This is a genomic window from Dictyobacter aurantiacus (assembly GCF_003967515.1).
GTDB lineage: Bacteria > Chloroflexota > Ktedonobacteria > Ktedonobacterales > Ktedonobacteraceae > Dictyobacter > Dictyobacter aurantiacus.
Map to the genome: position 1 here is coordinate 2571299 of NZ_BIFQ01000002.1, position 12548 is coordinate 2583846.

The 12548-nt window shown below is 51.5% G+C and carries 13 protein-coding genes; 5 read left to right on the top strand and 8 right to left on the bottom strand.

The window, feature by feature from the left end:
• Positions 1-62: 62 nt before the first annotated feature.
• The 4 genes from iscB to KTT_RS35205 form a co-directional block, all read right to left on the bottom strand.
• Entirely contained in the window at positions 63-1301 is a 1239-nt protein-coding gene (gene iscB, locus KTT_RS35190; RefSeq protein WP_160146372.1) for an RNA-guided endonuclease IscB, read from the bottom strand.
• A gap of 276 nt (positions 1302-1577) precedes the next feature.
• Positions 1578-1901 carry a VOC family protein gene (locus KTT_RS35195; protein ID WP_218031083.1) on the bottom strand — a complete coding sequence of 108 codons (324 nt, stop codon included), beginning with the start codon at positions 1899-1901 and terminating at the stop codon, positions 1578-1580.
• On the bottom strand, positions 1898-2377 hold the full coding sequence (locus KTT_RS35200; RefSeq protein ID WP_126602893.1) for an SRPBCC family protein: 480 nt from the start codon (positions 2375-2377) through the stop codon (positions 1898-1900). The genes KTT_RS35195 and KTT_RS35200 overlap by 4 nt, the downstream gene beginning before the upstream one ends.
• Positions 2374-2712, bottom strand: a complete 339-nt coding sequence (locus KTT_RS35205; RefSeq protein WP_126602895.1) for an ArsR/SmtB family transcription factor — start codon at positions 2710-2712, stop codon at positions 2374-2376. Before KTT_RS35205 ends, KTT_RS35200 begins: the two co-directional genes overlap by 4 nt.
• Before the next feature lie 285 nt (positions 2713-2997).
• Here KTT_RS35205 and KTT_RS35210 point away from each other — a divergent pair, with 285 nt between their 5' ends.
• The 4 genes from KTT_RS35210 (at position 2998) to uvsE (ending at position 6237) form a co-directional block, all read left to right on the top strand.
• Positions 2998-4074 (top strand): tartrate dehydrogenase, encoded by a 1077-nt coding sequence (locus tag KTT_RS35210; RefSeq protein WP_126602897.1) that lies wholly within the window; start codon positions 2998-3000, stop codon positions 4072-4074.
• Positions 4075-4139: 65 nt separating this feature from the next.
• The gene (locus tag KTT_RS35215; protein ID WP_126602899.1) at positions 4140-4838 is read left to right on the top strand and encodes an orotidine 5'-phosphate decarboxylase / HUMPS family protein; all 699 of its coding nucleotides are present in this window, start codon (positions 4140-4142) and stop codon (positions 4836-4838) included.
• Positions 4835-5206: an alcohol dehydrogenase catalytic domain-containing protein gene (locus KTT_RS35220; RefSeq protein WP_126602902.1), complete on the top strand. Its 372-nt coding sequence runs from the start codon at positions 4835-4837 to the stop codon at positions 5204-5206. Before KTT_RS35215 ends, KTT_RS35220 begins: the two co-directional genes overlap by 4 nt.
• A 152-nt stretch (positions 5207-5358) precedes the next feature.
• Positions 5359-6237 carry a UV DNA damage repair endonuclease UvsE gene (gene uvsE, locus KTT_RS35225; protein WP_160146373.1) on the top strand — a complete coding sequence of 293 codons (879 nt, stop codon included), beginning with the start codon at positions 5359-5361 and terminating at the stop codon, positions 6235-6237.
• Here the strand turns inward: uvsE and KTT_RS36375 are convergent.
• The 4 genes from KTT_RS36375 to KTT_RS35240 form a co-directional block, all read right to left on the bottom strand.
• Positions 6234-6377, bottom strand: coding sequence for a hypothetical protein (locus KTT_RS36375; RefSeq protein WP_160146374.1), 144 nt, complete (start codon positions 6375-6377; stop codon positions 6234-6236). The genes uvsE and KTT_RS36375 overlap by 4 nt on opposite strands.
• Before the next feature lie 82 nt (positions 6378-6459).
• Positions 6460-6948, bottom strand: coding sequence for a carbohydrate ABC transporter permease (locus KTT_RS35230; protein ID WP_235845958.1), 489 nt, complete (start codon positions 6946-6948; stop codon positions 6460-6462).
• A complete protein-coding gene (locus KTT_RS35235) occupies positions 6945-8243 on the bottom strand; it encodes an extracellular solute-binding protein (RefSeq protein WP_160146375.1) in 1299 nt (432 codons plus the stop codon). Before KTT_RS35235 ends, KTT_RS35230 begins: the two co-directional genes overlap by 4 nt.
• A 120-nt stretch (positions 8244-8363) precedes the next feature.
• Positions 8364-9632 carry an ROK family transcriptional regulator gene (locus KTT_RS35240; RefSeq protein ID WP_126602910.1) on the bottom strand — a complete coding sequence of 423 codons (1269 nt, stop codon included), beginning with the start codon at positions 9630-9632 and terminating at the stop codon, positions 8364-8366.
• 481 nt (positions 9633-10113) lie between these two features.
• Between KTT_RS35240 and KTT_RS35245 the strand changes: the two genes are divergently transcribed.
• Positions 10114-12390, top strand: a complete 2277-nt coding sequence (locus KTT_RS35245) for a glycoside hydrolase family 66 protein (protein ID WP_160146376.1) — start codon at positions 10114-10116, stop codon at positions 12388-12390.
• Positions 12391-12548 lie beyond the last annotated feature (158 nt).

The window sequence follows — 12548 nt, forward strand, 5'->3', positions numbered from 1 at the left end:
TAAGAAAACCAGGGTATTATGATCGTTCTTTGGATTTATAACGGATCCTCGACATTTCTTGATCATCCCGCCATCCTTTTCCAGAGCATCGTGGTGCCACGTTCGAGCAACACACAATCCTTCGGTCGAGCTTTTGAGGGTTCCCCTTTGACCCGCGGAAAGGCAAGATAGCCGTCGCTGTAGATCGAGTTGATCTGCTTGACAAAGGTGCCCTTCACGCGCACCACATCACCTTTGCGAAAGCCCTCCAGTTCGCTGTTGACCTGATAGCGCACCCTGCCTTGTCCTTTCCGAGGCAAATCATGGTAGTGCCGCCGCGTTCGACGCGGGCGAAACCTCACCTGGTAGAAACGGTCTTGCTGCCAGGGAATAACCTCTCCGGTGCCGTAGGTGGCAATGCAGAGAGCGTCCACATCATGGGCTTTGGGCAGGTCCAGATGTTTGCGCCAGATCGCCGTCTGGTACCCAAAGAGGGTGGTCAGGGAAATGCCTTGTTCCAGCGTTGCGTACAGATGCGCTTTCCCTTGCATGGACCGTTGCGCGATATGGTCCAAATGACCGCTCACACCTGTCACCGCCAGCGTGATCTTGCCCTCGTGCACACGGTGATGACACGACTCGCAGAGCGTGAGCAGATTGCTTAGGGTATCTTTGCCGCCGTGTTGGCGGAACACGAGGTGATGCGCTTCCAAGCGCGTCTCGCGCTTGTGACAGGACTGGCATTGGTAGCCGTCGCGCATCAGGCATGCGATCCGTAGGTTCTCATCCAGCCGTGTCGGGTCCTGATAGCGGCTTGCTTGAAGCGTCGGATCGTTCAAACGAGCGATGTCCACCTGGACATCTTCGATCACGATGTGGGCGAGAGGCAACGGCAGGTGTTCTACTACACGGATCACCTCCTCCACATTCGTTTTGATCGACGGAGGAAGTCGCCCACTGCGACGACTAGAAGCTCGGTTGAGGATCCGCTTCGGACGATACCAACAGCGGTTTCGGCGGCTGCGCCGATGCATCCGGCGGGTTTGCATCTTCTCTTTGACGTCTTTCCTATGAACGATCTCCCCCGACAGCAGAATCTCGCCGTTACCAACACAAGCGAAGCCCGTGATCGAACTGCCCTTATCGATCCCGACCACCACCTCCTGGACGTGCTCCTCACAGTCCCAGAGGAGTTGGATTGTGAAAGGGCTCCGGTGCTTGACACGAGCCCGGCCGTCCCTGAGCAATTTACGCGCCTTGGATGGCTTGCAGGGCATCAAGCAATGGCCATTCTGATTGACCACATACACCACACACATCATAGCTTTAAGCTCTCCTTTCGGAAGTAAAACGCCCCTCGCGATTGTTTCTTGAGGTTTTGACACGCTGCACACCTTCAGCTTTCGCCTCTCCTTAATACAGCGCCACAGAGCCGGGAACTGGGACACCATTCCAGGGTGTGATTCACTCAACAAACTTCTGCTCCACGACTCGCGTGAAGCCCGCTGGTAGTTCCATGAGCCAGTGAATCAAGGACTCGCTAGACTTTTAGCAACTATTTCCGTACAGGTCCTGTCCATCGGCCTCGATGCCATAACTCATATCGGTGGGCGGCATTGAAAATTCAACTTCTCGGCTTGAAGTTGCTCAAAGGTCGCCTGACAATCATCGACCTGAAAGACTATCGTTGGATTTTTCCCTACCAATTCTGCATGGCTCTGGCGCTCCTCTCCCTCAAACCAGTCAGATGGCTGCAGGACCAATTCGAGCACCTGATCATCCTGGGGAGCAACAGTTACCCAGCGACGATTGGCTCCCATCGAAAAATCAGCCCGTTTTTCAAAGCCAAGTTTCTGGGTATAGAAACACAGCGCTTCCTCCTGATCATGCACCCTGATCGTGATACGTAAGGTTTTGATCATAGTCTGTTTCCCTCCTGAATGATTGCTGGTACTTTATTCCATTGAGCGGATTCTTGACGCAGGAAGGCGGGCAAATTTTTTCTGAGTAGTTTGGTATTCCAGCCTGAACCGAGAATATCGAGGAGGCTAAACTTCTGATTGTTATCTGGTTCAAAGCCAGCGTGTTCCAGACGGAGGAATGTTCCTTCACCGTGAGATTCAAGGGTAAAGGTGACAATTGTTTCTGGCTGGTCTAGTCCGCTGCGCCAGGTATAAGCGACGCAGTGGGGGGCGACCAGTTTAATAACCTGGCATTGTACGATGCCGTTCCAACCATGTTGTGGCCCAACTTGAAAGGTGAAGCGATGTCCAACGCGGGCTTCAAAATCATTTGGCATCAACCAGGTACCCAGGGCTGCTCTATCGGTTAATGCATGCCATACTTGCCAGATAGGTTGGGGATATGTAGCTTCGACCACAATATCGTGCGCGGTCATTCCTGTTCCTCCAGATACTTTCCTAATGCATCCAGCCGCTTGTGCCAGAAACGCTCATACTGTTGTACCCAATGGCTGACCTCTGAGAGATGTTCAGCGTGAAGCTGATAGCGATGTTCGCGTCCCTGGCGATACTCTGAAACCAGCCCGACATCCAGCAAGATGCGGAGGTGTTGTGAAATCGCCGGTCTGCTGAGATCGAATGGTTCGGCCAGATCCTTAACGGAATGCTCATGCACCGCCAGCATATCCAGGAGTTTTCGCCGCACCGGATGAGCAATGGCAGCAAATACATCAGTATCCGCGTGCTGGATGGTCTTTGTAACAGGTGGCATATGATATCAGTTCCCCCTTGAATCACGGTACTTCATTGGTAAGCTATTGCTTACACAATCTTAACAGGAATTTTGCATCTCTGTCAAGTGACACAGCGAAAGTTCCATTTATCAGTAAAAGCGTTATTCTTGACAGGAAAAATCTCTGGATGATACAGTCTGGTTATACATTTTCGCGCGCCGCATAGCAAACGTTTACTGCATTGTTGCGAGCTGGTTGGGGGTCTTGCTTTGGAACGTATAAGCCAGGGCGAGCCTGACACCTACGGATTGAAGGGGTCATTTATGAAACAGTATCATCTCGCCGTTATTCCAGGCGATGGTATCGGGCCAGAGGTTATCGCGGAGAGCGAGCAGACACTTGCTCGTATCGCGGAGATACACGGGGGTATCCGGTTTGAGACTCGCTCCTTTGATTGGGGGACGGAGCGATATCTGCGTGAAGGAGCGTTGATGCCAGCAGATGGGCTCTCCATACTTGAGCATGGGGGTTTTGATGGTATCTTGCTCGGACCCGTAGGTGATCCTCGCGTAGCAGACCACATTACCCTGTGGGGGTTGATCTTGCCTATTCGCCAGGCGTTTGATCAGTATGTTAACCTGCGACCGATGCGCCTGCTACCCGGTGTCCAGAGTCCACTTGCCAATAAGCGGCCTCAGGATATTGATATGGTGTGTATTCGTGAGAATACCGAGGGTGAGTACGCCGGGACGGGTGGTCGGATACACCAGGGAACTGACAACGAGGTCGCCATTCAAACAACTATTTTTACCCGCAAAGGCACCGAGCGCATCATTCGCTATGCGTTTGACTATGCGCGGCGGTATGGACGGAAAAAGGTTACCAGTGCCACAAAATCCAACAGCATGCAATTCAATATGGTTTTCTGGGATGATGTTTTTCGACAGGTCGCGGCCGATTATGCAGATATCGCCTACGAGCAACAGCTGATCGACTCGCTGAGTGCTCGTTTTGTCTCCCGTCCCGAAAGTTTGGATGTGGTGGTGGCCTCGAATCTCTTCGGAGATATTCTCACAGATCTCGGCGCGGCAATCTCGGGCAGTATGGGGCTGGCGCCCAGTGCCAACATCAATCCGGAGAGACGCTATCCCAGTCTCTTTCAAGCCATTCATGGTTCCGCGCCCGACATCATGGGGCAGGGGATCGCAAATCCCATCGCCTCGATCTGGTCAGGACAGCTCATGCTAGACTTTCTTGGTGAACACGAGGCGGCCACACTGCTTATGGGCACGATCGAACGTGTGCTGGCAGATGGGCAGGTACGGACTCCAGATCTTGGCGGCACAGCCACCACAAAGCAGATGGGACAGTGCATCCGTGAGCAGCTCCAGCGAGAATGAAGCTGTATGTTCGTCTCGCTAAAGATAGACCAAGAGTAGCTGTAGCGGAAAGGAGAATCTTGAGCATGCAGACCATTGTACAGATATCGCTGGACGTCACCACGATTCCGGAAGCGCTTGAAACGGCTCGGCTTGCCCGGCGTGCGGGCGTAGACTGGTTGGAGGCGGGTACGCCACTGATTATAGCGGAAGGCATGCACGGCGTGCGTGCTCTACGCGAGGCGTTTCCTGGAGTACCGATTGTGGCTGATCTCAAGACCATGGATGGAGGTTGGCTAGAGGCGGAGATGATGGCACGCGCCGGCGCGACGCATGTCGTCGTCATGGCGCGCGCCCATCCAGAGACGATCAAAGCGGTTGTCAAAGCAGGTCGAGACCACCATCTGAAGGTAATGGGTGACAATCTCGCCACTCCAGATAAGGTTGTCGCGGCTCGTATGCTGGAAGATCTGGGTTGCGACTATGTCATTCATCATATTGGCTATGACGAGCGGCGTAGCCTGGCCGCATCGAGGTTGCCAGCGCCCAGCCCCCTGGATGAATTGCGAGCGGTCGTCGAGGCGGTTCGTATTCCAGTACAGGCGGTGGGAGGTCTCTCGCTGGAGCAGGCTATTCGCACTCCTGAATATGGGGCACCACTGGTGGTGCTAGGGGCTCCGCTGACTATAGATGCCGAGGCATTTAAAGCGGCAGACGGAGACATCGAACAAACGTTACGTATTATCTGCGAACGCATTCATGCGTATGGAGAGGTAGGATTATGAAAGCGATTGTATATGATGCGCCGCGACGATTCAGCTATCGCGACGTACCGATGCCAGAGATCGAGCCAGACGAAGTACGCATCCGGGTTCGTGCTTGCGGCATCTGTGGTACCGATCTCCATATCCATGAAGGTGAGTTCCTGGCCCAATTTCCTCGGAATCCGTATGAGATCTTTCAAAAGCAACTAACCATTACAGGCTCCTTCGCCCAGACCCACTGCTTCGATCGTGCTCTGGCCTATTTAGAAAGCCGAAAGGTGAAAGTGAACGAGATGGTCACACATGCCTTTGCACTGGAAGAGTATGGAAAGGCGCTAGAAACATTACGATCACGGCAGGGGATCAAGACCATTATACAGTTCAGGTAGGATATGGCCGATAGGTTGTACCGGGCAGGTGTGCTGTAGCTATAAATAATTTAGTAATAGGCAAGAACTGACACAAAACATTTCTCCTGAGCGTCTGTCTATTTATGCCTGAAGCAATGATTGTAAGCTTTCTTATAGACAGAGGGGAACATATGCGTCTTGGTTATGCCTGTATCAATCTGACACTTGAAAAAACGTTTCGTACGCTGCGCCTGGCCACGCTCAATGCGCAGGGGATGGCATATCTGCAACTATTGGTTAATGAGAATATGGCGTTACTGAGCGAGATTTTGCGCTGGAATCGCGAGCAGAACATTATGATGTACCGGCTCTCTTCAGACCTGGTTCCCTTGGGATCTCATAGCTCAGTCAATCTTCGTGAGCTAGATTTTTCTGCCTATGGGAATATTGCGCAACTGGCTCACGGGATGCGCCTGTCGACCCATCCGGGCCAGTTCACCCTGCCATCGGCGAAAGGTGATATATGGGAGAGGAGCGTAAAGGACCTGCAGTATCACTCATCGCTGATGGATATGCTCGGTATTGACGGGGATATCGTGCTCCATGGTGGAGGGGTCTATGGAGATCGTGTGGCAACGGCTGAGCGCATGAAGCGAAACATTCTCTCCCTGCCAGCTGAGATTCATAGCCGTCTGCGTCTAGAGAACGATGAGCGCTCCTGGTCTGTGACCGATCTTTTGCCTATCTGTGAAGAGGTTGGTGTTCCACTGATCATTGACTCCTTGCACCATCAGCTGAATGGGAACGGTATTCCTTTTGCGCAGTTGCCCTGGTCACGCATCCTGGCCACCTGGGGTAGTCGTTTGCCAAAGCTGCACTATTCTGAACAAAATCCTACCAAGAGACCCGGCGCTCACAGCGACTACGTCACTGCATCTACTTTTCGCACCTTTATGCTGGATATTCCCTGGTCTGACTATGATGTGATGCTCGAATGCAAAGCCAAGGAACTGGCACTGTTAAAGCTACGTGCCGATCTCACCAATCTCATAGTATCCTCTCATTCTTAGGCCAGGATGATCAGGGTGCCGAGCACGACGATCATAGTCCAGGCCGAGGTGAGCGACGTTGACGTGCCGCTCACCTCGTAGGAGTATGTTGTTGCCTGGTGCCGGGAAGGGAGAGGAGTAGGATGTGAAATGTTATACATGCAACTGCCTGTAGAGATTCAGATAGGCTGCGCGCGACCAGAGTAGAGGCTGCGCGACCGGGCCGCAAAGACCAATCCGACGTTAGCCCTTCAGGGCACCAACCACACCCGCCACAAAGTAGCGCTGGAAGAGCAGGAAAATAAGAATGACGGGCAAGACAGCAATCACGGCACCAGCGAAAACGACGCCCCAGTTGGTGGTACCATGTGCGACATAGAATTGTTGCAGCGCCACCGGGAGGGTATAGAAGTTCGGGTCATTGGTCGAGGTGAGTGCCCAGGCAAACTCATCCCAGAAGCCCGAGAAATTAAAAATGACGGCAGCGGCCAGCGCCGGCCGGGCCAGGGGGAGCGCGATTGACCAGAATGAGCGTAGCACGCCACAGCCATCGATAGCCGCCGAGTCAAAGAGTTCATGTGGGAGTTCCTCGAAGAAACCACGTAGCATATACACGCTAAAGGCCATACCGGCCGAGTAGACCAGGATCAAACCCCAACGGCTATTGGTTAAACCTAAATGGCTTGCCAACACGAATTGGGGAATAATAAGCACCAGGGCGGGCACGGTCATTGTTGCCAGCATACCATAGAAGAGGAAAGAGCGCCCAGGAAAGCGATAGCGCGCAAAGGCAAAGGGGCCTGTGGAGTCGCCTGTTTGCGGAAGGCTTTGTTAAAAGCATCGCCCAGGATGGTGCTGATCTTGGGATAGTTAGGATGTACAGTGCGAGGCTTGGCTGTCTGTAGCTGCTCACTGAAGATTTTAAAGTAGGCAGGTAGCGTAGGATCAGAGGCCACGCTCTTGAGTACAGGCATCTGACCAGTGGATGCCATCAGGAGCTGAGCCTGCGGCGAGATCATAAACTGAGCAAATGATTTTGCTGCTTCGGCATTTTTGCTGGAGCTCATGATCGCTATATCCTCACCACCAATGACAGAGGATGACTGACCATTGGGACCCGCTGGCATCAGTGCCATGCCATATTTCATATTGGGGTACGTCTTCTGAAACGTAGGAGGCATCCAGGGACCATCTATAATGAAGCCAGCCTGATTCTTCCCGATCGCATCGTCAGGGGACACGTTGCCACTTCCCAGGATTGAAGGCGAAAGAGCGCGCGTGGTATAGAGATTGTATAAGTATTCGAGGGAAGCAACGCTGTTGCTGCTATTGATATAGCCCGTGGCTTTAGTAAACTGGTCGTCTGTGACGGCCCCACCGAAGCTCCAAACCCAGGGGAGCGTTGCCCAATCGTAGAGTCCACCTTCAGCATAGCCGAAGATGTTTTTTCCCAATGAGGTAATTTTTAGCGCTGCATTCTTGAAATCGTCAGTTGTTTTGGGTGGTTGATTGACCCCGGCTTTTTCGAGTAATGTTTGATTATAGAGAACAACCTTGGTATTTGTATCCAGGGGAAGTCCATAGTAATGCTCCTTATAGGAGCAGGTTGCCAGAGGCCCGGGATAAAAATCGTCTTTGTGCTGATTGACCAGATCGTCAACCTGAACCAGGGCATGGATCTTCGCGAGCTGTGGCATCCAGATAATATCAGAACGTACTACGTCGGGACCATTGCCACCTGCCACAGAGGCAATAAGCTTTTGCAGCATAGAGTTGTAGGGAATATCTTGCGCCTGAACCGTAATGTTGGGATACTTTTTGTTAAATGCGGGAATTACTTTGGTCTGAAGCGTCTGGTTTTCAGGACTGGTGATATTGTAGGTATGCCAGAACTTGATGGTAACTTTGGACGATGCACTCGAGGTATTCTCTCCACATGCCGCAAGCAAGCTCCCGGCTGCTCCAGCGGTAAGTGCGACTTGAGCTCCTGTTTTGAGTAGTGTTCGGCGCGACATAGCTGTTTGCATGGGATTCTCCTCTTCCATGAAGAAAAAAATAGCAGAATAGACAACAATGATGAACCATGTAAACAAAACCAGGGCATAGTGGCGAAGTGAACTCTCTTGTTGGAATACTGGTACGGTGTGCTATCCCTCCTTTCTTTTTTTGCGATGGCTGGCTCGGGTCGCCTGTGTGAGGAGATGATCGATGGCGAGTGTTTCTTCATCTTCCTCATAAATGGGAGCTTGAAACATTTCATGCAGAATAAGGCTTGCCGCTCCTCGTGCCCAGATGGTTTCATCAATGGAACCAACGACGAAATCCGGCTGTCTGGCAGGACCAAAGATATGAGCTGGCAGCGTTGCATACATTGGTTTTAAGAGCAACTCACCGGCTCGTAAGCCCTCGCCGTTGAGAATTACGCGGTCGGGATCGAAAATATTGACCATGTTTGCGACGGCGATGCCTAATGCATTTCCGGCCCGGTTGAAAACGGCTTGTAACTTCTTGTCACCGGCGCGCGCTTGCTGGATCAGCCCCATAAGCCTGGTTTCATCGTAGCCATCCTGGATATGTATCTCTGCGGCCTGCAAAAGGCCGATATCAGAGACCAACGCTTCCAGGCAGCCACGCTTACCACACTCACACAAGGGAGCACCTGGTGATGTATCGGCAGTTGTGTGCCCAAACTCGCCCGCGCCACCACGCCCACCACGGTAAATCTCTCCTCGTATGACGATGCCCAGGCCTACACCACGCCCAATAGTGATGAGCAGGAAATTTGCCGCGTCTCGCCCAGCTCCAAAGTAGCGCTCAGCCACTGCCAGTGTATTGACATCGTTGTCAACGCGCACTGGAAGATGCAGCTTAAACTCCAGCGCGGGTCCCAGTTCGACATCTTGCCAGCCAAGGATGGCAGAGTAGCGACAAAGCCCATACTGCGAATCAATCAGGCCAGATAAACCTACCCCCACGCCGATGACCTGGTTAAGTGCAATACCACCTTCACTGGCGCAGCGTTTTATTGCTCCTGTGATCACGTCAACCACATGATGTGGTGCAGCACCCGCAGAAAACTGGATCTCGCAGGTATGTTTGAGCGCGCAGCTAAGATCGCAGAGCGCGATAGTCGCACTCTCCTGACGGAGTTTGACACCAATGACATAGCCAGCCTCAGGATTAATGCTCAAGAGGATCGGGCGCCGTCCTCCACTCGATTCCTCGGAAGCAATCTCTGTTACCAGGCCTGCAGTAAGGAATTCGCCACAGATACGCGTAATGGTTGCAGCGGGAAGGCGACTGCGACGAGCCAGTTCAGTACGCGAGAGCGTACCATGCTCAACCAGCAGATTGAAGACAATATTTTGATTCAAATCACGCAGCAAACGCTTACTACCAGTTCGTGTGGGTGCCATATGTCCTCTTCTTCACGCAACATAATAACGATAGAAATGAGGCGAAAACTTTATTTATTTACCGAAATAAGTAAGTGTATTGAGATACTAACATGCAAGGTAAATGCTTGTCAAGAGGTATTGCATTCTTCTACGGAAAGAAGCATGAGCACATGTTCATAATAAATTGCAGGATAAATTGCAAATTTCGTATGGCCCAATGACCTTTAAAGGGATTGAGCGTCTATTCTTATGCGTCAGCTTCTGCAAGAGGCTTGACAGGAAGAAAATTTATAGGTACAGTTTCTATTAATTATTTTACTGAAGAAAGTAGGCATCGTTTGCTTCAGGATGTAGTAGTTATTCAAGGAGGATGACTATGCTGCGATGGTGTATGGGCCAGAGACGATTCGGGCGTTGTATACTTATATTGGGTCTATTTTCTCTCTTCATGCCAGCCGCTCAGGCAGCCTATGCGCGTAGCGAAGGAACGCAGATACAGATGGCAAGTACCGGGTCTGTCATTGCTGATATCAATACAGATAAGGCGCGGTACAATCCAGGTCAAGGGATAACGATCTTTGTTGATATGACCAATACAACTGGTCAGAATATCAGTAACGGGAGTGTGACGCTGTATTATAAGCACCTGGGGACGCTTGTCGGAACGGGGCAGGCACAGACGCTGAATTTGAATGCAGGCGCCTCAACGTCGCTTTCCTGGCAATGGACGCCACCTGCGACCGACTATCAGGGCTACTCCGTTGAGGCCTGGGTGCGTGACTCAGCCAATAATGATCTGGACAATCTGAATACAGCGGTCGATGTCTCGTCTGATTGGACGAAGTTTCCTCGCTATGGGTTTATGGCGACCTACCCTTCACAAGACGGTGCGACGTCAGCACATGAGATCTGGCAGCTAAAGAACTACCATATCGATGGGCTTCAGTTCTATGACTGGCAATGGAAGCATCATATCCCGCTGTCTGGAAGCGTCTCCAATCCTGCCAGCTCTTGGAGCGATATCGCCAACCGTACAAACTATCGCCAGGCCGTGCTGGACTACCTCAATGCGGCACATGGCTATAATATGCTTGGCTTTGCCTACAATGCAGCGAACGCGGCCTATGCCGATTACGCAAACGACGGCGTCTCTCCCTCCTGGGGTATCTACAACAATAATAACTGTACCGGTCAGGATAGCTGGAACCTGCCAGGTGGCTGGGCAACACCGCAACTCGATCTCTTTGATCCGTCCAACAGCAACTGGCAAAACTATCTTTTCAACAATGAGAAGAACATGTTTGCCGCTTATCCCTTTGATGGCTGGCATGTTGATCAGCTTGTTGTCGGCGGCAATTACACCTGCTCAGGGGGATCCATCAACATTTATGATACTTTTCCTGGTTTTCTCAATAACGCGAAGAATAGCACAGGTAAGAGGATTATCTTCAACGATTCCGGCAATACCGCGTTGAGCGGAGTTGCGCAGCAGACCAGCGACGATGTGCTGTATAACGAATGGTTCAACAATAAAACATACTACAACTACAAACAAGACATTGACTACGCGGCCTCGTTAAGCAACAAATCCCTGGTCACAGCCGCTTACATGGATACCAACAATACTGGAACGACTTTTAACACTCCAGGTATTCTGCTGGCTGACGCGTCCATCTTCGCGGCCGGAGGAGCTCATATCGAGCTCGGTGATGGCGTTAACATGCTCAGCAATGATTACTTTCCCAGCCATCCCTTGAGTGTGAGTAGTGATTTGCAAAAGAGATTGCAGAATTACTACGATTTTATGGTGGCCTATGAAGAACTTTTGCGCGGTGGACTGACGAATACAAGCCACACGGTTCAGTTGAGCGCGGGCGGCAACTCCCTGGCCACCAGTACGAATAGTAGCGCCAATACTGTCTACGAATTTACCAAAAGTGGCAACGGCTACGACACCATCAACCTGATCAATTTGTTGGGTGAGAACAACAATGATGCCTTTGACGCCAATGGCAACTATCCCACACCTAATGCGCAGAACAACGTTGCTGTGAAATACTACTATGGGAGCGGGACTGTAAATGGCGTGTCCTTTGCCTCGCCTGATTATCAGAACGGCAAGACTTTCACCCAAAACTTCTCGACTGGTTCCGACAGCGGTGGTAACTACGTGACGTTTACGGTTCCCAGCCTGGCCTACTGGGATCTGATTTACATCAATAAAACGTCCAACGCGGGCCAACAGCTCTTTTTCGATGACTTTGAAAGCGGCAACTCCAACCAGTGGACGCCTTATAACGGTTCCTGGTCTGTCTGCCAGGTCGGTAGCAATTCGAAAGAGTATTGTGCCAGTAACACCAACGAGGATATCTCACTGGCTGGCAGCCCTTCCTGGAGCGATTATAGTGTGCAATCGTATGTGGTGACAGGAGGAGCTGGTAATAACGGTATCTGTCTGCTGGGGCGTGTGCAGGATGGAACGCACTTTTACCAGGCCGAGCTCAAAACAAATAATACGTGGGACATCTGGAAAAACAACGGTGGTTCCTGGAGCCAGATTGCCAGCGGTAGTTTTAGCTGGTCAGGCAATACTTATTATCTGATCCGTTTTGACCTGAATGGCACGGCTCTGACCATGTCCTATTCGACAGACTATGGCACAAACTGGAACATACTGGGTTCGGGTAGCGATAGCACCTGGTCCAGTGGGCAAATAGGCGTGCGCGTCTGGGGCACAACAGGGCGCTTTGACCAGATCAAGGTTGTGTCGGACTAAGGAATAACCAGCATAACAAGGTGATATGACTCATCCCAAAATTTTTGGGGATGAGATCGCAAAAGAAAGCCTCCTGGGAGAGACTGAAAGAAAAACAACCCGGTCAGTCATCACCCAGGAGGTTTGTAGATATCATTCCTCAGCGATGATCTCTTTAT